Origin of the sequence: Glycocaulis abyssi, assembly GCF_041429775.1 — a bacterium.
Lineage (GTDB): Bacteria > Pseudomonadota > Alphaproteobacteria > Caulobacterales > Maricaulaceae > Glycocaulis > Glycocaulis abyssi.
Genome location: NZ_CP163421.1, coordinates 1,218,002 through 1,238,944 on the forward strand (window position 1 = coordinate 1,218,002; position 20,943 = coordinate 1,238,944).

General features: G+C 63.7%; 15 protein-coding genes. 6 read left to right on the forward strand and 9 right to left on the reverse strand.

Features of this window, described 5'->3' with window-relative positions; all coding sequences use genetic code 11:
- Nucleotides 1–55: 55 nt before the first annotated feature.
- From AB6B38_RS05970 to AB6B38_RS05990, 5 genes are all read right to left on the reverse strand, one after another.
- Nucleotides 56–1,264: an acetyl-CoA C-acyltransferase gene (locus AB6B38_RS05970; RefSeq protein ID WP_371394863.1), complete on the reverse strand. Its 1,209-nt coding sequence runs from the start codon at nucleotides 1,262–1,264 to the stop codon at nucleotides 56–58.
- A 145-nt stretch (nucleotides 1,265–1,409) separates the two neighbouring features.
- Entirely contained in the window at nucleotides 1,410–2,642 is a 1,233-nt protein-coding gene (locus tag AB6B38_RS05975) for an acetyl-CoA acetyltransferase (protein WP_371394864.1), read from the reverse strand.
- The gene (locus AB6B38_RS05980) at nucleotides 2,639–4,342 is read right to left on the reverse strand and encodes a class I adenylate-forming enzyme family protein (protein ID WP_371394865.1); all 1,704 of its coding nucleotides are present in this window, start codon (nucleotides 4,340–4,342) and stop codon (nucleotides 2,639–2,641) included. The genes AB6B38_RS05975 and AB6B38_RS05980 overlap by 4 nt, the downstream gene beginning before the upstream one ends.
- A gap of 111 nt (nucleotides 4,343–4,453) precedes the next feature.
- Nucleotides 4,454–5,941: a carotenoid oxygenase family protein gene (locus AB6B38_RS05985; protein ID WP_371394866.1), complete on the reverse strand. Its 1,488-nt coding sequence runs from the start codon at nucleotides 5,939–5,941 to the stop codon at nucleotides 4,454–4,456.
- Complete coding sequence (locus AB6B38_RS05990; RefSeq protein WP_371394867.1) at nucleotides 5,922–6,902, reverse strand: NAD(P)H-dependent flavin oxidoreductase; 981 nt, start codon at nucleotides 6,900–6,902, stop codon at nucleotides 5,922–5,924. Before AB6B38_RS05990 ends, AB6B38_RS05985 begins: the two co-directional genes overlap by 20 nt.
- A 159-nt stretch (nucleotides 6,903–7,061) precedes the next feature.
- Here AB6B38_RS05990 and AB6B38_RS05995 point away from each other — a divergent pair, with 159 nt between their 5' ends.
- Nucleotides 7,062–8,009 carry a winged helix-turn-helix transcriptional regulator gene (locus tag AB6B38_RS05995; RefSeq protein WP_371394868.1) on the forward strand — a complete coding sequence of 316 codons (948 nt, stop codon included), beginning with the start codon at nucleotides 7,062–7,064 and terminating at the stop codon, nucleotides 8,007–8,009.
- A gap of 20 nt (nucleotides 8,010–8,029) precedes the next feature.
- The gene (locus AB6B38_RS06000; protein ID WP_371394869.1) at nucleotides 8,030–8,431 is read left to right on the forward strand and encodes a DUF1801 domain-containing protein; all 402 of its coding nucleotides are present in this window, start codon (nucleotides 8,030–8,032) and stop codon (nucleotides 8,429–8,431) included.
- A gap of 212 nt (nucleotides 8,432–8,643) precedes the next feature.
- Here AB6B38_RS06000 and AB6B38_RS06005 read toward each other — a convergent pair whose 3' ends face one another.
- Both AB6B38_RS06005 and paaN read right to left on the reverse strand, forming a co-directional pair.
- Nucleotides 8,644–10,848, reverse strand: a complete 2,205-nt coding sequence (locus AB6B38_RS06005) for a TonB-dependent receptor (RefSeq protein WP_371394870.1) — start codon at nucleotides 10,846–10,848, stop codon at nucleotides 8,644–8,646.
- Nucleotides 10,849–11,006: 158 nt separating this feature from the next.
- Nucleotides 11,007–12,692 carry a phenylacetic acid degradation protein PaaN gene (paaN, locus tag AB6B38_RS06010; RefSeq protein WP_371394871.1) on the reverse strand — a complete coding sequence of 562 codons (1,686 nt, stop codon included), beginning with the start codon at nucleotides 12,690–12,692 and terminating at the stop codon, nucleotides 11,007–11,009.
- Between the two features lie 139 nt (nucleotides 12,693–12,831).
- On the opposite strand from paaN, the gene AB6B38_RS06015 reads away from it, so the two are divergent.
- Genes AB6B38_RS06015 through AB6B38_RS06030 form a run of 4 tightly spaced genes read left to right on the forward strand, consistent with a single transcriptional unit; the run spans nucleotide 12,832 to nucleotide 16,587 of the window.
- Nucleotides 12,832–14,055, forward strand: a complete 1,224-nt coding sequence (locus tag AB6B38_RS06015) for a thiolase family protein (RefSeq protein ID WP_371394872.1) — start codon at nucleotides 12,832–12,834, stop codon at nucleotides 14,053–14,055.
- Nucleotides 14,052–15,578 carry a class I adenylate-forming enzyme family protein gene (locus tag AB6B38_RS06020; protein ID WP_371394873.1) on the forward strand — a complete coding sequence of 509 codons (1,527 nt, stop codon included), beginning with the start codon at nucleotides 14,052–14,054 and terminating at the stop codon, nucleotides 15,576–15,578. The genes AB6B38_RS06015 and AB6B38_RS06020 overlap by 4 nt, the downstream gene beginning before the upstream one ends.
- Nucleotides 15,575–16,036, forward strand: a complete 462-nt coding sequence (locus AB6B38_RS06025) for a PaaI family thioesterase (RefSeq protein WP_371394874.1) — start codon at nucleotides 15,575–15,577, stop codon at nucleotides 16,034–16,036. The genes AB6B38_RS06020 and AB6B38_RS06025 overlap by 4 nt, the downstream gene beginning before the upstream one ends.
- A gap of 59 nt (nucleotides 16,037–16,095) precedes the next feature.
- The gene (locus tag AB6B38_RS06030; protein WP_371394875.1) at nucleotides 16,096–16,587 is read left to right on the forward strand and encodes a cytochrome c family protein; all 492 of its coding nucleotides are present in this window, start codon (nucleotides 16,096–16,098) and stop codon (nucleotides 16,585–16,587) included.
- Between the two features lie 3 nt (nucleotides 16,588–16,590).
- Here the strand turns inward: AB6B38_RS06030 and AB6B38_RS06035 are convergent, their stop codons facing one another.
- Nucleotides 16,591–19,731: an efflux RND transporter permease subunit gene (locus AB6B38_RS06035; RefSeq protein WP_371394876.1), complete on the reverse strand. Its 3,141-nt coding sequence runs from the start codon at nucleotides 19,729–19,731 to the stop codon at nucleotides 16,591–16,593.
- Nucleotides 19,728–20,867: an efflux RND transporter periplasmic adaptor subunit gene (locus AB6B38_RS06040; protein ID WP_371394878.1), complete on the reverse strand. Its 1,140-nt coding sequence runs from the start codon at nucleotides 20,865–20,867 to the stop codon at nucleotides 19,728–19,730. The genes AB6B38_RS06035 and AB6B38_RS06040 overlap by 4 nt, the downstream gene beginning before the upstream one ends.
- Between the last annotated feature and the right edge of the window lie 76 nt (nucleotides 20,868–20,943).

Sequence of the window (20,943 nt, forward strand, 5' to 3'; positions counted from 1 at the left end):
AACCACCCGCCACACTAGCGCAAGGAAGACGGCCCGCAAGCGGGCAATAAAACGGTCACACCCGCTCCACCACCATCGCGCTGCCAACGCCGGACCCGCCATGAGCGACGATGAGACCAAGGCTGCCGCCAGAACGCTCCAGCCCGCCCAGCATGGTCGCAAGCAGGATCGCGCCGGACGCGCCCATCGGGTGGCCCATGGCAAGATGCCCGCCCTCCGGGTTCACCTTGTCCATGTCGGGCTGATAATCGCGTTCAAACTTCACCGGTGTCGCCGCGAAGGCTTCCATGAACTCGATGCGGTCAAAGTCCGACAGTTTCAGGCCGGTCTTTTTGAGGAGCTGCTCCATGGCGGCAAAGCCGGCGGTGAGCTGCAGGACCGGATCACCGGTGGCTTCAACAGCCGCGCGGATGCGCGCCTTTGGCTTGATACCCACCGCCTCGCCCGCGCCCTTGGAGCCGACCAGCGCCAGCGCCGCGCCATCGCACACGGGCGGGCAGTTGGCGACCGAATGGACATGGTTGATCTCTTTGAGCTCAGGCCGGGCTTTCAGCATCACCGCGTCGAAACCCGCGGCGCCCATCTCGGCGAAAGCGGGGCCGAACCCGGCCAGCTTTTCTACGCTCATGCCTGCGCGCACGCTTTCATCATGGGTCAGTGAGACCTGCCCGTCCCCGCCCTTGATGGCGATCACCTCCGAAAGGCCGCCCTTCTCCCACGCGGCCGCCGCACGATTGTGGGAGCGGGCCGTCACGGCGTCCAGATCATCCTTGGAAAAGCCTTCCATCGTCGCCATCAGATCCGCCGACAGCGCGACCGGCGCATAGCGCAGCGCGGCGGCGGTTTTAGCGTCAGCATAATAGTGCGCCTTGTCGCCCATGAACGGCACCGCGCTCATCATCTCCACCCCGCCTGAAAGGCGAAGCCGGTCATCGCCGCTTGCATCTGCTTCGCTGGCAGCCATGCCGACCGCCGTCAGGCCGGACACACAATAATTATTGATGGTCAGCGCCCGCACCACATCGGGAAGGCCCGTATGCAGGCGGGTGACGAGCGCAATATGGCCCCCTTGCGCGCCCACCTGCCCCACACAGCCGAGCGTCAGGCTGGCCGCGCCGCGCACCGCGTCCGCGCCATTGCGCGCCGCCAGCGCGTCGATGAGCTGGCCGGTCAGGGCGTGCGGTTTCAGGGCGGCAAGCCCGCCATCTTCCTTGGCCTTGCCACGTGGCGAGCGGACAGCGTCATAAATATAGGTCTGGGTCATGGGAGATTTTTCTCTTCAAAGTTCAACTTCACTCGTCATTCCGGCCGCAGCGAAGCTGCAGAGCCGGAACCCAGATATCTTGGTAAAAACTGGGTTCCGGGTGTCGCTACGCTCCCCCGGAATGACGAAGGGAGAAGGAGGCGGCCTAAACCCCGATCACGAAAGACACGTTCGCCGTGCCGGAGCCGCCGACATTGAAGGTGGCAAAGGTTTTCGCGCCCTCCACCTGCATATCGCCTGCCCTGCCCGAGGTCTGGCGCGCAGCGTCCAGCGCCATGCGCACGCCGGTCGCGCCGACAGGATGGCCAAGCCCGATCAGCCCGCCAGACGGGTTCACCGGCAGCTTGCCATCAAACGCGATTGTCCCGTCCTCGACCGCTTTCCAGCCCTCGCCGGGCGCGGTAAGGCCAAAATGCTCGATCGCCATGTATTCGGTAACGGAGAAGCAGTCATGCGTCTCGATACCGTCAACATCATCGGGGCCTGAAATACCCGCCCGCGCATACGCATCAATGATGGCCTGGCGCGTCCATGGCAGGGCGTAGCCGCCCTCCTTGCGCGATTTTTCCAGCTTGGCATCCATCAGCAGCGGCGCAGTGGTGTGTCCCCAGCCTTTAAGGCGGGGAATGGCGGCCCGATCCAGCCCGCGCCGCTTTGCATACTCACGCGCGGCCTTCTCGCCTGCCAGCACGATAACGGCAGATCCATCGGTCACCTGCCCGCAATCAGACCGGCGCATCCAGCCTTCGATGACCGGATTGGCCTCGTCATCCTGCACAAAACTGCCCTCGCCGAACTGCCAGGCTCGCGTCTGGGCGTTGGGATTGCGCTTGGCATTGTCGAAATTGATCTTCGAGATCGCGGCCAGATGCTCGTATTTCAGCCCGTAGCGGCGGTCATATTCTTCGGCCAGATCAGAGAACATGGCAGGCCAGAGATAGCGCGCGCCCAGCGCCTCGCGCCCCGCCCACGCGGCGCTGCCCAGATGCTGCGCGGCCGTTTCGCCCGGCACATTGCGCATCATCTCCACGCCGACCACCGCGACCGTATCGTAATGACCAGCGAGGATGTCGCTCATGGCGGCGAGGATCGCCATCGAGCCGGAGGCACACGCCGCCTCGTGGCGGCTGGTGGGCTTGCCTTCAAAACCCGGATCGACATGGCCCATGAAGCCGCCCAGCAGCCCCTGCCCGCAGAACAGCTCACCGGCGAAATTGCCAACATGCACCGCGTCGATCTCTGCGGCGTCCATGTTGACATCCGCCAGCGCCGCGCGCGTGGTATCGGCGACCATGTCGAACAGCGATTTGTCATTACGCGTCCAGTTGGCAGCAAAATCGCTTTGCGCGCCGCCAAGGATGAAGACGGGCCCACTCATGCGCCCTGTTCCTTCGCGATTTCGACGAGCCGCCAGCGCAGCACCTTGTTCAGCGGATTGCGCGGCAGCGCGTCCACAAGGATCATCTGCTCGGGCAGTTTGAAATTGGCGATTTCCTTGGCCTTGAGGAACTCGACAATCTCTTCGAGCGTCACCGTCTCACCCTCTTTGGGCACGGCTGCGACCCAGATGCGCTCGCCCATCACCTCGTCCGGCATGCCGAACACAGCCGCCTCGGCGAGCTTGGGATGACCTTCCAGCAGCGTATCCAGCTCGGCGGCGGAGATATTCACCCCGCCGCGGATGATGATGTCCTTGGCGCGCCCCCGGAACACGAAGAAGCTATCGTCATCGGCAGATATCTGGAACAGATCGCCCGTGCGGAAATACCCGTCCGCATCGAACACTTCCTTCAGATCAGCCGCCGTGGACCCCCAATAGCCTTCAAAGACCGACGGTCCGCGCACCAGCAGCTCGCCATCCTCGCCGGGCGCGGTGACAGCCTTGCCGGTCTCGATGGAGACCAGCTTTGTCTCGACGCGCTCATGCATGGGGTTGGCAAAGTTCGCACTTTTGTGGCCGAAGCGCGGAAAGGCCGTTGCCCGCAAGGCAGGATCAGGCACATCCTCCGGGCCGGAGCAGAGCGAAATGCCCTCATTGGAGCCGAACAGATTGACGATCTCGACGCCGCGTTCCTGCCAGCCCTTGACCATGAACTCCGACAGCGGCGCAGAGCCCGACCCGATCACGCGCAGTTTTGACAGATCGAACTGGTCGAGCAGCCCTTCCTGCTTCAGCAACATGGTCAGCACGGCAGGCGGCGCGATGGTCGCCGTCACCTTCTCGGTGACAAGCTGCTTGAGGAAGACCGGCAGGTCGAACGGGTGATGGAGAACCAGCGTGCCTTCACTGAGGAGCCAGGAGACAAGCATGCCGCCAATCGCGGCCATATTGGTCATCGGAAACGGATTTAGAAGCACGTCATGCTGCTGGATCGCCATGCCGTGATAGGTCGCCGGACCGATGGCCAGCCAGTGATTATGAGACCGCGGCACACCCTTTGGCACGCCTGTGGTGCCGGACGTCCAGCAAATGGTGAAACAATCGTCCGCTGTGCCTTTTTCCTTCGTGGCCGAACCGCCAAGGCCAAAGGGGCCTTTGCGGGTATTGGCCCGGCTGATCTCGGCAGAAAAATCGACAAGCCCGTCCCCGCCGCCATCCATGGACAACACCTTGGCGCGGTCTCCGGCCACCGCCTTGCAGCCGCGCGCCAGCTCCCGGTCCTTGAACATTTTTGACGCGATGAACGCGCGCGGACGCACCGAGTCCATGGCGTGGCGCAATTCGTGGCCGGCATACTGGACCGGCACGGGGCTGAGGATGATGCCCAGCTTGGCGCATGCCAGATAGATCGACAGCGTGTCGGCGACATTGGGCATCTGCATGACCACCCGGTCGCCCTTGGTCAGCCCCTGCTGGTTCAGGGCAGCGGCGGTGCGCTCCACCTCGTCGGCGAGATCGGCCCATACCAGACGGCGCGGCTTGCGCCCCGTCAGCGCTTCGCGGTCAGGCGGGTCGATGACGGCCAGCGCCTGGGGACGGTTTACCGCCGCGCGCAGGAAAACGTCGTAGAAGGTATCGTCGCCCCACCAGCCAGCTTTGCGGTATTCGGCGATCTTCTTCGGCGTTGCGAGCTTCATGGCTCTGGACCTCCCCGTACTGGTTATAACAGTCATCGCAGAAGAACCCGCGCGCGCCTCGCTTGCCGGGCGCGCTTCGGGTCTTGCGTCAATCTGGTGGGCTAGGGCCTTTTACGCCCAGCCCATTTCCGTTCCCGGCACCCAGGTGGAGTGGAAGCCGGCCGGCACGCGCGAAGGCAGGATCACACGGGCCACCGGCCCTTTCGCGATGTCCTTCGCGTCAATGACATGACACTCCGACTGACCATCCACCTCATTGGTGATGAAGGTGATGAGATAGCCATCATCCTCATCGCCATTGGAGTTCAGGCGTGGCGCAAACGGGCTTTCAGACCCGTACCAGCCATCCTTGAACTTAAGGCTCTGGGACGACCCTGTCTTCGTGTCGAACTTGATAAGCCCGTCAAACACCATGGTCTCGCGATTGGTCGGAATGGAGACATGGTAGGAATAGCGCGATTTGCGGCCCGCCACGTCTGCGCTGACGGTCGGGAACTCGGCATTGCGGTCGTCCAGCCATTCCTCGCGCGTCTCACCGGTTTTCAGATTGAACTTCCAGCGGTGGAAGCGCGCTTTCAGGAGCAGGAAGGCCATCATGCGCGAATACATGCCCTGGCCGGGTTTCGATTCCGGGCACGGCTCGGTCACCCGACAGCCCTCCATCACGATCCAGTCGCCTTCCTCCCACGAATTGGTGACGTGGTAGATGTAGCAGGGCGAGGCTTCGAACCAGCGCACATCGCCCTCATGCCCGTATTTCGGGATCACACCGAAGCGTGACGGCATGTCGGGATAGAAGGTCACCTTGTGGATGCCACGCGGCAGAAGCTCGGGATCCCAGAACAGCGGCAGATCGTGCAGGATGGCGTAGTTTTCCGTCATCGCCATATCGTGCGGCAGGCGCGGACCCGGCACGTCGATAGGCACGTTGCGGATCATCTGACCTTCGCGCGAAACCACATGATAGGTCATGTAGGGCGGCTTGGTGTTGTAATCGAAAAAGAAGAGCTCGCCAGTGACCGGATCGGTCTTGGCGTGGGCTGACACCTGACGGGTCAGCGCGCCGCCCCAGGTCTGCTCGCCCAGCGTCTCGCCGGTCGCCGGATCAAGGCGCACCGGAACGCCCGCCTGATACCACAGCGCCAGCACCTCGCCATTATGCAGAATAAGGTCGGTATTGCCCGAATCCTTCAGCCAGCCGTCCGAGCCTGCGCCCGGAGGGGCATTGGGATCAGGATGGCCCATATAGCCCGGCCATTGCTCCTCGCCCTTGGCGGCATTGGCGTTGAAGTGGGCGGTGCGCACAAAGCGCGAGCGATAGCTCGCCTTGCCATCCTTGAAGGCGATGGTGTGCACCATGCCGTCACCATCAAACCAGTGATGCTTGGATTTGGGCGCATACACCTGATTGGGGCCGTTGCGCATATAGGCGCCGCACAGATCGGCCGGAATCTCGCCAATGACTTTCAGCTCATTGGCCGTGGTCTCATGGGCCACCGGCGCGTAGAGGCCGCGCAGATAGGCATTGTCGATATCGGCAAGCCAGGAGGGCGCATCGCGCTCCATACGGCCATTGGGATCATGCACCGGGGCGTTCATTATGCGCACTCCTTTCCAGACCGAGACGGGGCGCAACAGCCCCGTCCTCGTGTGATCCATATTCACGCGCGAGCCGCGCCACGATGGCGCCTAGCGGCTCGACCGCATTGACAGACCCGACCCCCTGACCGGCGGACCAGACATCCTTCCAGCCTTTCAGGATTTTCGACGGATCATCAAACTGTACCCGGCCCTTTTCGGGCAGGTTGTCCGGGTCCAGCCCGGAACGTTTCAGGCTTTCCTTCAGCCAGCTGGCCGGCACGCCCGTTACAGATGCGGACACCACAATGTCTGATGCGCCAGAACGCACCACCATGTCCTTGTAATCGGGATGGGCAAGGCTCTCCTCGGCCGGAATGAAGGCGGTTCCGATATAGGCCAGGTCCGCGCCCATCGCCTCGGCAGCGCGTATACCGCGCCCGGTGGAGATGCCGCCCGCAAGCGCGATGATGCCGTCGAAAAAGCCGCGCACGGCCTCGATGAAGGCGACGTTGGCAATCCTGCCGGTATGTCCGCCAGCGCCCGCACACACCAGCACCAGACCGTCCACGCCGGTCGCAGCGGCCTTGGCGGCAAACTCCACCGAGTTCACATCGGCAAATACCAGCCCGCCATAGGCGTGAACCGCTTCCACTACGCGCTGCGGGCCGCCAAGCGCCGTAATGACAATCGGCGGCTGATATTTCTTCACCAGCTCCAGCTCGGTATCAAAGCGCGGGTAGGAGGAATGGCAGATCATGTTGTAGGCCCAGGGCGCATCCTTATCGGTCAGCGCCTCCGAGATAGCCTTCATCCAGGCTTCGACATCTTCTATCGTGCGGCAGTTCGGCCCCGGAAACGAGCCGATCACACCAGCGCGGCACGCAGCAAGCACCATGTCCGGCCCGGACACGAGAAACATGGGCGCGGCTACCAGCGGCAGGCGCAGACGGCGTTCAATCGTGTCAGGCAAACGGCTCAAGCGGACTATCCCTGCAGTGTTGTGGCCTTCATGTGCGAGGTCACTTTGTTAGCGAAACTAACTCTAGACGGTTTTGCCGGACGCCTCAACCCCGCAAGGGCGTTTGCGTAATGAAATTCGTTGGTTTCTAGTGCTGGTATGGATTCCCGTCTCAAACAGATGATTCAGAACAATCCCGTCTCCCATGCCATGGACGTGGTGGGAGAGGCTTGGACCATGCTGATCCTGCGCGAGGCATTCCGCGGCGCGCGCCGTTTTGATGACTGGTTGGAGCGGCTGGCCATTGCCAGATCTGTGCTGGCGCGCCGGTTGAAGACCCTTACCGATGCCGGGCTGCTGGAGCGCCGACCCTATCAGCAGCGCCCGGAGCGATTCGAATATGTGCTGACCGCCATGGGACGTGATCTCTATGGCGTCGCCATCATGCTGATCTTGTGGGAGCAGGACTGGTCGCCGCGCTCTGATCCCGCCCGCGCTATCCGGCTGCTCGCCCGTGACGGGTCCGGGCCTATCGAACCCATCATGGCAGGCGAAGACCCGAAAACACCCATCCGTCCCGGCGATGTCCTGCCCCGGCCCGGGCCTGTACCCGGCAAGGCCCCTGCGCTGAAAGAAATGCGCCGGCGCAAGGTGCAACCCGCCATGCGCGCCAGCGGCAAACCCATCGAGCTGGGGATAGAGCTGTTCGGCGATTACTGGACCAATCTGGTGCTGGCGGCCTGCTTCTACCGGGTGCGGCGCTATGATGATTTCCTGAAAACGCTCGATGTCTCCACTAGCGTGCTGGCGGACCGGCTTGAGGGGCTTGTCTCGCACGGCATTCTGGCCCGCAAGCGCTACCACGCACGCCCTGAGCGGTTTGAATATGTGCTAACCGAACGCGGACGCGCGCTCTACCCCACCGTGCTGGCCTTCTTCGCCTGGGGCGCGCGCTGGCTGTGTGAACCGGGTAAGCTGCCCGTTGAACTGGTCTCGCAGGCCACGGGGCAAACCGTCCTGCCAGTCCTGCGCAATGCGGTTACGGGCGAGGAAATCGATCCGCGCAGCGTGCGCCCGGTTCCAGCCCATTCGGCCAGCCAGCGCGCGGCCATGAGCGCTGCGCAGTAACGTCTTAGACGGAGCCCTCCATGAAAGCCCCGGGATTTGAGAACATAGACGCCTACCATGCGGCCCAGGCAGAAACTGATCGCCAGATATGCGACACACTCCGGCGGGTAATTGATGACGCCCTGCCCGAGGCGGAGAGCAAGATCTGGCACGCACATCCGGTGTGGTTCCTCAATGGCAACCCGGTCGCGGGCTATAGCAAGCTGAAATCTTGCGTGCGCCTGCTGTTCTGGAGCGGGCAGTCCTTTGAAACACCCGGCCTGAAGCCCGAAGGCAGTTTCAAGGCCGCCGAGGCGCGCTTCACCGCGCCCGGTCAGATTGACGAAGACCTTCTGCGCCGCTGGCTGGTCGAAGCCCGCACCGTGCAGTGGGACTACAAGAATATCGTCAAACGCAAAGGACGGCTGGAACGGCTGGTTTAAAATGAGAAAAGGGCGGCACAGCGGTTTCTCCCCCCGTTTACGGGGGGAGTGGTCCGAAGGACCGAGGGGGGGGGATTTCACAAAAGCTCCCCCCTCCGTCAGCTGCGCTGACACCTCCCCCGTAAACGGGGGAGGAAAACGAACACCCTCCCACCAAAAAGGGCGGCACCTTGCGGCACCGCCCTTCCCGTCTTGCGTCTGTCCCCGAAAGACTATCCGCCCAGACGCATCCGGAACTGCGCCCCGAACGTGCGCGGCGGCGCGAACACCGTGAACCCGATATCGAGGTTCTTGATGATGTGGCTGGGATAGAGCTCATCGGTGAGGTTGCGGCCCCACAGCGAGATGTCCCAGTTGGCATCATCCGGTCCCCAGCTCAGCCGGGCATCGACCGTGCCGTAGGATTCCACCAGTGTTTCCGGCGCGTTGGACGGATCGAAGAAATAGTCACCCGTCCAGTTATAGTCGACGCGCGCACGCGCCGTGCCTGCCGCCACCGGAAGATCCAGCGCCACATAGACATTGTACTGGTGCTCCGGCGAACGGGTCAGCTGATTGCCGTTATAGAGCAGCACGCCGAGACCGGAGACCGCATCGGAGGTGTATTGCGCATCGAGATACGCGTAAGAGCCGCCAAACTGGAAATAATCATTGGCCTGGAGGGCAAACTCGGCCTCGACACCGCGGATTTCAGCGTCCGCGTTCGAGGTGGCCAGGTTCAGACCCAGCAGCTCATAGACCTGCAGGCTCTGATAGTCGGTGTAGAACGCCGCCAGATTGAAGATGCCCCGGCCTTCCGCGAAGGTCGACTTCATCCCGACCTCGAAATTGTCGAGAATTTCAGGGTCGAGCGGGGTCGTTGCCTGCACCGCGCTCTGCGCCTGGCTGGGATAGAGGCCGGACTTGTAGCCCCGGTCATAGGACGCATAGAGCATCACATTGTCAGACGGATGCCAGTCGAGCGCCAGACGCCAGGTCGGCTCGGTCCAGCTTTCGCTGCCCGAGGCGCCTGCCGGGTAGGCTTGCCCCGGAGGCGGACCCAGCGGAATGCCGGGGAATGGTCCGCCCGGCGTTACGTTATCAACGCCGCGGGCGAAGATTTCCTTGGAATCGTAGGTCAGCCGGCCACCCACGGTCAGGTTCAGCGTATCGGCCAGCGGCATGGTCAGCTGGGCAAACAGGGCTGCGGACTGGTTCGTGGCTTCCTGGAAGAAGGTCACGTCGCCGGACGCGATGGCAGGCAGCGGCGGGCGCGCATCCACGATGAAGCGCTCATTGCGGTCGACTTCCTCGTGGAAGAGGTAGAGGCCCGCCACCCAGAAGGCACCATTATCGAGCGTGCGCGACAGGCGGAATTCCTGCGTGAACTGCCAGGCTTCGTCTTCGTTGATGTCTTCAACGCGCAGCACATAGGGCGGTACAGGCAGACCGCCCAGATCGTCAAACCACGAGAATTCAAGACCGCGATAGGACGTCAGCGAGGTGAAATCCATATCGCCGAAATTCGTATCGGCGCGGAAGAGCACACCCCAGCTATCGCGCTCCTGGAAGGTGGACGGGTCAGAGAAACTCTGGCGCTCGTTGAGGCCCGCCCGGATCGCGCCGATCAGCGGAACAAAGGCCGGGTTCGTATTGGGTCCAAGCACCGGAACGCGCGCCTGACCGTCGGTTCTGTCACGCGCATAATCGGCCTGCGCCAGGAAGCTCCAATTGCCGGCATCCCAGCTTACCGCGCCGCGAACACCCCAGGTGCTCGCCCCGCCAAGGTCAGACCCCGAAGGCACGCTTTCCGAATAGCCGTCATGGGCCTGATAGAGGAAGGCCAGACGCCCCGCAGCGCTTTCACCCAGCGGACCGTTCAGGACGGCGCTGAACAGGCGGTCATTATAGTCGCCATAGCCGAAGGTGAACTCGCCAAAGGACTGTGTGGCATCCGGGCGGGCGGAGATGATGTTGACCGCACCGCCAGCCGCATTGCGGCCATAGAGCGTGCCTTGCGGCCCGCGCAGCACTTCCACGCGCTCGATATCAAAGAAGCTCAGCGCACCGCCGCCGGCCCGGCCGATATAAACCTCGTCGATGGATACCGCGACGGACGGGTCGCCAGCCGCAGAATCCGAGGTGGAGCCGATGCCGCGGATATAAAGCTGCGGCTCACCGATATTGAACCTCGTCATGGTGAAGCCCGGCGTGCGGTCGGCAATGCCCTCAACGCCCGCAATGGACGAATCGCGCAAATCCGCTGCGCTGAACGCGCTGACGGCTACCGGCACATCCTGAACGGACTGCTCGCGGCGCTGGGCCGTCACGGTGATGATTTCGGCAGATTGCGCAATCGCGGTGCCTGCCGAGGCCAGCGCTCCGGTCAGTGCCATGGCACCGACAGACAGGCGCAGCCACGCTTTTGATCTGTTCACTTGGAACCTCCCCTGTGTCTCTTTTGGATTCGGACATGGGGGCGGAATCGCCCGCACGGCCGTATCGCCACCACCATAACTTCAATAAACGAACTAACTCAAGGTGACTTTTTTAAAGAAACTATCATCAACGCAGCTGGTGTGACGAAAAAGCCGCCTCAGCCGGGGCGGCGCATCTGCACCACACGGAAGCGCGGAGCGACGAAGGCAAGGTCGGTCAGGCTGGCATTGCCCGCCGGATTGAGCCCGGTGACGTGATAATCTGAGTACGCGCCCATGAAGTTCATCGGCATGCCCCGGTCGATATTGATGCTGAGCGAGGCCCCGGCGGCGAGATAGTCCGGCTCGGCGGCGTCGATGAAGCTTTCATCGGTCGAATAGAGATAGGAGGCGATGGCCCCGCGCGTGCGGGCCTGCGAGGTGGCAAGGCGCACGCCCTCTGCCGCGCTGTCCACCGGAATCACGAAGCTGACCGGGCCGAAGCGCTCCTCGCCGTAGAAATCCTCGTTCTTCGCGTCGCATTCGATCAGGACCGGGCTGGCCGTCCGTGCATCCGGGTAGTCCGGGTTCGAGACCGGGCCGGAGCGGCGCAATATATTGCCCTCCGCCTCGCCCTTGCCGGTCATGGCTTCGACATTCTCGATAGTGGCGTCCGCCTGCACGGCAGCGGCGATGGCGGGCCCCAGCGTGTTGTCGCCTGCGATCTTGTCGATGGCAGAGACCAGCGTCTCCACCGCGTCGTCATAGGCAATCGTGCCATCGGGCGTCTGCACGCCCGAACGCGGAATGAAGACATTCTGCGGCGCGGTGCACATCTGGGCGGCGAACGTCACCATGGCGCGCGCGACCGTGTGGGCGACGCGGCCAAAATCATTGGCGGAATGGATGACAACCGAGTTGCAGCCCGCCGTCTCGGTGAAGACCAGCCGTCCGGGGCAGTTATTTTCGATCCAGGTGCCGAAGCTCTGCGAGCCTGTGTAATCAACAATCCGGCAATCAGCCTGCTCCAGCAGCTTTATCGTGATCTGGTCGGTGGGTTCGTCCGCCGCCAGCAGCACAAGGTTCGGGTCATAACCCGCCTTCTCCAGCACCTCGCGGCAGGTGCGCACGGCCATGGCGACCGGCAGCACGCCGGTCGGGTGCGGCTTCACGATGACGGGGTTACCGGTCATCAGATTGGCCGTCATCGCCGGGTAGGCATTCCACAAGGGGAAGGTCGCGCAGCAGATCACCACAGCCGGGCCCAGCGGCACGCGCACATAACGCTTGTTCAGCCTGACCGGTTCGGGCTCCAGAAAGCGCTTGGTCCAGCTTGCCGTCTCCGGCACGTCCTGCATCGCCTTCATGGCATAGACCAGCGCTTCCAGCCCCCGGTCGAGCGCGTTAGCGCCGGAGCCTGAGAACGCCATCACATAGCCCTGCCCGGCCGTGTGCATGGTGGCGTGCGCGTTCTCGAACGCATTCCTCTCCATCGCGAACAGCATTTCGGTGATGATACCGGAGCGTTCCTCGATACTGGCCTTCATCCACCCCGCCATGGCTTTGCGCGAGGCGGCAAACAGCGCCGCCGGATCGGACTTGGGGTAGGTGATGCCCAGGGGCTGGCGCGTATAGGGCGACACCTCCGCGCCCAGCGTGCCGATAGTGCCGGGCTGATCGAGATCGAACGCCTTGCCGAGCTGGGCGTCAAAGCGTGCCTTGCCGAGGCGCGGTGCGTCCTCACCGTGCAGTTTTGCACTGGGCGATTCCTTGAACGGGCTCCAGTGATCGCGCGTCCGCACCGCCTTCAGGGCCGTATCCAGCGTCTCGCGATGTTGCTCGTAAAGATGTGCGGTGTGCGCCATGGACCAGACCCCTATAGTGAATTTTTTCTCTTGCGAAACGATTGCATAACCGACGGTTCGCGATAACGTTGACGAAGAAAGTATCTTTATCGAAGTTACCGGGCAACCCGCCTGCGAGAGGTTTTACGGCGTGCAAGGCATGGACAGCATTTTCATCACGGGTGCCGCCATGACCGCGCTCGGCAAGCATCCCGAACGCTCGGTGAAAGACCTGACGCGCGAAGCGGTAACGGGCGCGCTTGCCGATGCCGGCCTGACGCCAGAGCGCATTGAAGCCGCCCTCTTCTCCAACACACGCCAGCCCATGCTTGAGGGTCAGAACGCGGTGCGTGGCGAGATCGCCCTTGCGCCCCTCGGTATCGAGGGCATCGCCATCGTCAATGTGGAAAACGCCTGCGCGTCCGGCTCCTCTGCCGTGGCGCTGGGCGCTGCCATGATCCGTGCGGGCGAAGCCGAGACCGTGCTGGTTGTTGGCGCGGAAAAGATGGTCTTCCCCGACCGCACCGAACAGATCATGGCCGCTTTCCGCGGCGGCACAGATATCGAACGCATCGAGGAAACCGCCAGCGCGATGGCAGCTCTGGGTGCCAGCCTGATACCGGCAGATGCCGCAGAAGCGCCCCGCAGCTTTTTCATGGACATCTATGCCGGCATCGCCCGCGCCCACATGGAAGCGTTTGGCACAACGCGCGAGCAGCTCGCCATGGCCGCCGCCAAGAACCACACCCACGCCGCCGCCAACCCGAATGCGCAATATCGCACACCCTTCACGATGGATCAGGTATTGGCGGACAAGCCGGTGATATGGCCGCTGACGCGCGCCATGTGTGCACCCGTCAGCGATGGCGCAGCGGCCCTCGTGCTGCAATCGGCGAGCGCCGCAAAAGGCAATAAGCGCGCCGTCAGGCTCGCAGGCATGGGCTGGACGACGGCCCGCGCGCGCGCCATCGATGACTGGGACGGGCATCTGGGCAAGCGCGCGGCTGATCTGGCGTACGAGGCGGCGAGCCTTGGCCCTGCCGACATGCATATCGCCGAGGTTCACGACGCGACAAGCTTTGCCGAAATCCTGCAGATCGAAAATCTGGGGCTCTGCCCGCGCGGGCAAGGCGGGCCGTTCACAGCCTCCGGCGCGACGGCGCGCGGCGGCCGCATTCCGGTCAATGCCGGGGGCGGACTGGTCGCCAAGGGTCATCCCGTCGGCGCCACAGGGATTATCCAGCTCGCGGAAATGTGTGCCCAGCTGCGAGGGGAAGCAGGCAGTATGCAGGTTGAAGGCGCGCGCGCTGGCGTTTGCGAGAATGGCGGCGGGTTTCTGGGGGTGGAGGAGGCCGTCACGCTGGTGACGGTGCTTACAGTATGAAGCTCGACACGCTGAACACCCACCCCGTCGCCCTGTTCTGGGACGCGGCACGCCGCTTTCCAGACCACGGCGCAGCGTGCGAGTACGATTCCGAGGGCCGTCTGATCGGGCGGATCGGCTTCTATGCCCTGTCTGAACGGGTGCGCAGCCTGGCCGCCCATCTGGCCAGCCGGTTCCCGCCCGGCGCGCGTATCGCCCTGTCGGCGCCCAACACGATCGACCATGTGGCGGCCTATCTGGCGATCCAATCGGCGGGTCTGGTCTGGGTCCCGCTAAACCCCAGCAATGGCCCGCAGCTTAACGCCGCCGCGCTGGAGACGGTGAAGGCCGATCTTGTGCTGGCCGGACGGGCAGAGGCGGACATCCTGCGTTCATGCGCGCCGGAGGTGGAAACCATCCCGGCTGACCTGCCGCCCGCTCCCGGCTTTGAGCCACTGGTGCGTACGCCCGAAGACACGATGGCCATCAAGTTCACCGGCGGGTCCACCGGCGAACCCAAGGGCGTGATCCAGTCCAACCGCTCGGTGATGGCCAATATCATCAATATGGAGGATCGGTTTGGCGCAGAGGGCGCGCCGGTATTCCTCGCCTGCTCTCCCCTCACCCATGGCGCATCGCACTTCGTCCTGCCGGTGCTGGCGCGCGGCGGGCGGCTGGTGCTGGTCCACAAAAGCGACCCGAACCTGCTTTTGCGCCTGCTGCATGACGAGGCGGTGACGGAAAGCTTCATGGCACCGACCCTGATCCTGCGCCTGTGCGCCCTGATGGACCGACCGGTAAACGCTCCGGCGCTAAGGCGCATCATTTACGGGGCTGCCCCGATGCCCGCCGACCAGTTGCTGCGCGCCCAGCGCACGTTCGGCCCGCGCATTGCCGGACTTTATGGCCAGACCGAAGCACCCATGACCATCGCGGCCATCACCGAGGCCGAGCTGGCAGAGCCAGGGCTTGCCAATTCCGTCGGCAAGGCGGGACGCGTGTGCGAGATCGCCATTATCGGCCATGAGGGCGAGACACTTCGCCCCGGCCAGACGGGCGAGATTACGGTCAAGGGACCGCTGCTGATGGATGGATATCTGGGCAACAGGACGCGCACCCAGGACACGCTGCGCCGGGGATGGCTGCACACGGGCGATCTGGGACATCTCGACCGTGACGGCTATCTGTTCATCACCGGACGGGCCAGCGACATGCTGATTTCCGGCGGCTACAACATCCATCCGGCAGAAATTGAGGCCGCGCTGCTGACCCTGCCCGGCATTGATGAGGCGTGTGCCTTTGCGGTGCCCGACCCGCAATGGGGAGAACGGCTGGAAGCCGCTGTCACACCCGTTCGCGGCCAGACCCTTGATGGCGCGCAGCTCATGCCGCTCGCGCGCGAGCTGCTGGGGCCGGTAAAATCGCCCAAGGCGATCCACGTCCTGGCGCGCCTGCCGCGCAATCCGGTTGGCAAGGTGACACGCTCCAGCGTACGCAGCGTCGTGTATCCCTCTTCACCGGACCAGCACGCCAGCACGACATGACCCTGCCCGACCGCCTGATGCATCATTTTGGCAGCGACGAAGCGCACAAGCGCTTCTGGGGGCTGCTGGACGCGCGCGTGCTGGAACTGGGAGACGGGCGTACACGGCTGGAAATTCCGGTCGCGAAACACTGGCTGAATCTCAATAACGCTGTCCATGGCGGGGCGAGTGCCGGCTGGCTGGATCAGGTGGCGGGCCTTGCCACCAACACGCTGTGCGGCCCCGGAGAGGTCTTCGTGACGGCAACGGCCAACCTGCAATACCGCCGCCCGTTTGCGCCAGATGACGGCCCAGCCCTTGCCAGCGCGGAAGTCACCGCCAGGACGGGCCGCAAGGCAACCACCCGCGCGCGTATCGCCAACAGGCACGGCGATGTGACGCTGGAAGGCGAGTTTCTGTTCATCCTGACGGCGCGGCGCGAAACCGTGACGCAGCCGCCTGCCCATCACGCAGATTGATAGCGGCGCTGGTCGGCGCTAGGTCTTGGGGTCGATATTCACGCAAGGGACGCCCCACCATGATCCGACCGGCAGCTTTGACCTCTCTGGCGATGGCCTTGATGCTCGCAGCCTGCGGAGACAGCGACGCCCCCGCCCCGGCACCGCAGCCCCAGACCCATGGCGGCGCACCGGAGACCACTGCAACGCCGCAGGAGGCCGCCGCCATCCTTGCAACGCTGGGCGAGCCTTACGCCTCTGCCAATCTGGATAATGGCCGGCGCCTGTTCCGGCGCTGCGCCTCCTGCCACACGCTGGGCAGTGGCGAACGCCATCTGGTTGGCCCCAACCTGCATGGCATGTTCGGGCGCGAAGCCGGCGGGGCGGAGGGCTTCCGCTTCTCGCGCGCACTGGAGCAGGCCGATTTCGTCTGGACCAAGGCCGAGCTGGACGAGTGGCTGGCCAATCCGCGCACCTATCTGCCCGGCAACCGGATGAGCTTTGCGGGCCTGCGCAATGATGCCGACCGCAACGACCTCATCGCTTTCCTCGCGGTAGAGACGCGGCGCTAGATACTACTCGGCGGGCTGCTGGATCGTGCCGGAGCCGCCAAGGCTCTGGCCGCGCTCGCGCGCTTCCTTCTCCAGCTGGCGCGACACCCAGTTCGGCGTCTTGGTGTATTTGCCAAACACCGCATAGGCGGTCGGCACCACGAACAGGGTGAACAGCGTTGCCACCAGCACGCCGGTAAAGATCACCACGCCAATGGTGATGCGGCTTTCCGAGCCCGGCCCGTAGGCCATGACCAGCGGAAACGCGCCAATGGCGGTGGAGATACCCGTCATCAGGATGGGACGGAAGCGCGTGGCCGCGGCCTCCAGCGTCGCCTCGGCAACGCTCATGCCCTCCTCGCGCATCTGGTTGGCAAATTCCACGATCAGAATGCCGTTCTTCGCCGCCAGCCCCACCAGAATGATCAATCCGATCTGTGAATAGATATTCAGCGACGATCCGGCCATGTAGAGGCCGAACAATCCGCCCGCGACGGCCAGCGGTACGGTGAGCATGATGATAAGCGGCTGGATGAAGCTTTCAAACTGCGCCGCCAGCACCAGGAACACGATCAGCAACGCCATGCCGAACGCAAACAGCATCGCATTGTTGGATTCCAGAAACTCGCGCGCGCTGCCGACATATTCGGTTGCCATGTCAGCGGGCAGTTCGGCGCGGGCATAGCTGTCCAGCCAGTCTATCGCTTCTCCGAGCGTGTAGGTGTCGCTCAAGGTCGCTGACACCGTGATGGAGCGCTGCCGGCTCAGACGGTTGCGGGCCTGTGCCTCGCCGGTCTCGCGCAAGGATACCAGGTTGGAAAGCGGGATCAGCTCACCTGCCCCCCCGCGCACATAGAGCATCTCCAGATCCGACTGGCTGGAGCGCTGCTCGCGGCGGTTCTCGGCAATGACATTGTAGGCTTCGCCCCGGTCGATGAACTGGCCCATGCGCCGCGAACCCAGATGGGTCTGCAGGGTGCGCCCGATATCGGACACCGACACGCCCAGCGCCGCCGCCCGCTCCCGGTCGATATCAACGACAAGGCGCGGCGAGGTCGGCTCATAATCCTTGCGGGCGCGCAGAAGGCCCGGATTGGTCTCCTCGATGGTCGCAATCAGCCGGTCGGCTTCCCGGTCAATCAGGTCGTAATCGGGACCTTGCAGGACGAACTGGATGTCGTCTCCACCGCCGCCACCACCGCCAAGGGTGGAACGCATCGACGCGAAGGCGCGTACACCGGTCAGCTGACCCAGGCGCTGATTGACCTCGTTGACAATCTCCATGCCCGGACGGCGTTCCCCCCAGGGTGTCATCGTGCCAATCACAATCCCGCTCGAGAACCCCGCGCCGCCACCAAACCCCGGCACGACAATCAGCACGCGCCGCAGTTCGCCCGCCTCGACATACTCCATGAGGATGTCTTCGATCAGGGCCGCCTGCTCGGCGGTATACTCGAAGCTGGCACCGTCTGCGGCACTGAACCGGCTGAAGAAATTGCCCCGGTCTTCAGGCGGTGTAAGCTCGCTGGGAAGCTGGTTGAACAGGAAGACCGACCCGCCCACGGCCGTCACAATGAACGGGATAATCAGCCAGGGCAGCGTCAGCACCACGTCGAGCGATTCCCGGTAGGCGTTGCGCAGCTTGCCGACAGCCTTGTCGACCCAGCGCGCCGGACCGCGCACATCCTGGCTCGGACGAACCAGCTTGGAGCTCATCATCGGTGACAGGGTAAGCGCGACGAAGCTGGACAGGACCACCGCGCCAGTGATCGCCACAGCCAGCTCAGTGAAGATGCGCCCGATAAGACCGGGCAGCACAACCAGCGGAACGAAGACCGCCACCAGAGTGGCCGTGGTTGCGATGACGGCAAAGAAGACCTGCCGCGCGCCCTGCAAGGAGGCCAGCTTGGGCGGTTCGCCCAGATCCACCCGGCGCTGGATATTTTCCATCACCACAATGGAATCGTCGACCACCAGTCCGATCGCCAGCACAAGCGCCAGAAGGGTGAGGATATTGATGGAGAACCCGAAGGCGGCGAGCACCGCGAACACGCCGATCAGGCAGACCGGCACCACGGCAGCCGGAATGACGGCGGCGCGGAAGCTGCCGAGAAACAGGTAGATGACCAGCACAACCAGCGTCGCGGCAACGGCCAGCGTGCGCCACACCTCGTTGATGGACTCCCGGATGAACACCGTGTCATCGGAGGCGTTGAGCAGCTCCATGCCTTCGGGCAGTTGGGGGCTGACGCGTGCCGCCTCGGCGCGGATTGCGTCGGACACGGCCACGGCGTTCGACCGGCTCTGGCGGACGAAGCCAATACCGATCATGTTCTGGCCATTGCCCCGGAACAGAGCGCGCTCCTGCTCGGCGGCAAGTTCCACATCGGCAATCTCGCCCAGCCTGATAATATGGCCATCACCGCGCGTTATCGGCAGCCGGCGGAAGCTGTCCTCGGTCGCGAACAGGCGCTCCACCCGCACCACGAGCTGGCTGGACACGGTCTCCAGCGATCCGCCCGGCAATTCGACATTCTCCGCGCGCAGCGCGCTCTCGATATCGGCGACTGTCAGCTGACGCGCCGCCATGGCTTGCGGGTCAAGCCAGATACGCATGGCATAGCGGCGCTGTCCGCCAATCTGCACACGCGCAATGCCGTCAATGACGGAAAACCGGTCAACCAGGAAACGGTCGGCATAATCGGTCAGCTCTTCAGCCGTCATCGATTCCGACATGAGATTGTACCAGAGGAAGGGCCGGGCGTCGGAGTCCTGCTTGGTGACGATCACCTCTTCCACGTCCGGGGGCAATTGCCGCCGGGCGCGCGCCACCGCTTCGCGTACATCGTTCGCAGCCGCTTCAAGGTCCCGTCCGAGGCGGAAGGTTATGGAGATGCGCGACTCGCCGTCCTCCGAGCGCGAACGGATCGTATCAATGCCTTCAATACCGCCCAGCGCGCCTTCAATGGGCTGGGTTACCTGATTTTCCATGACCTCGGCATTGGCGCCGGGAAAATCCGCGCGCACCGATACAACAGGCTGGTCCACGTCAGGCAGTTCGCGCAGCGGCAGATCGCGGATACCCAGAATGCCGAACACCACAATCATGGCGCTGGCAACAAATGCGATAACCGGACGGCGGACGGCTATGTCGGAGAGTGTCATCGCTGCGCGCTCCCGGCGGCGGCTCCCGCAGACGCAGCCGCAACGGCATTGCTCGCCGTGCGACGCCCGTCCCCATCTTCACGCGGTGAGATTCGCGCGCCATCGCGGATGCGGTGTACGCCCTGACGCACAATGACTGTTCCGTTCTCGATACCTTCGAGCACTTCCAGGAAACCCTCAGAGCGCGCGCCGACGCGGATTTCCCGCTGCACGGCATAATGACCCGCCTCGTCCTGTGACACGGTGTAAACGAACACCTGGTCGCGCAGGCGGGTGATCGCTGTTTCAGGTACGGACGGGCGGGTGCGCGGATCGCGGCGCACCTGAACGGTCATCAGCAGGCCGGGCCGCAAGCGCCCGTCAGCATTGTCGATCTCCGCCCTCACGGTTACCGCCCGCGTGGCAGGATCGATACGGCTGTCAATCTGGGTAATCAGGCCGGCAAACTCTTCTCCGGAAAAAGCCGATGTCAGCGCGACGATTTCCATGCCCGCCGAAACGGTGGCCAGAAAGCGCTCCGGCAAGGTGAAATCGAGCTTGATGACAGACGTATCATCCAGCTGCGCAATCGTGTCACCGGGACGTACCAGCTGGCCGAGGCTGACCGCGCGCAGGCCAACCACGCCATCGAAAGGCGCACGGATGAGCCGGTCATCAACGCGGGCCTCCAGCGCCGCAACGCGGGCGCGGGCACGCTCAGCGTTCGCCTGGATTTCTTCAAGCCGCGAGCGGGGCGCGACACCGCGCTCTGTCAGGTCACGGATGCGCACCAGCTCCTGCTGCGCCTCGCGAAGCGATGCACGTGCCTCCGACAGGCCGGCCACTTCCTCGGCATCGCGCAGCTCAACGAGAATGTCACCGGCGGCGACATGCTGGCCTGAATCGAAGTGGATGCGCGAAATGGTGTCGGAAATCTTCGCCGTCACCAGCACCGACTCATTGGCATTGGCCGTACCCAGCGCCTCGACTATGTCGGCAAAGCTGCGCGGTTCAACCTCATAGAGGGCGACCGGCGTTGCCATGCCGCGCATCTGACCGCCGCCGCCTGAATTCTGCGACACGGCCCGCACGACTACCGCAGCCGCCATGCCGGCGAACAGGATGGCTACGACAATCAGGAAAATGGCACGGCGCATGGTTTGCTCTCTTTTTCTTCTGCGTAGCGATATGCGTCGCGCGCTACAAAAAGCAAAATGAATTCGCTGTGATGAG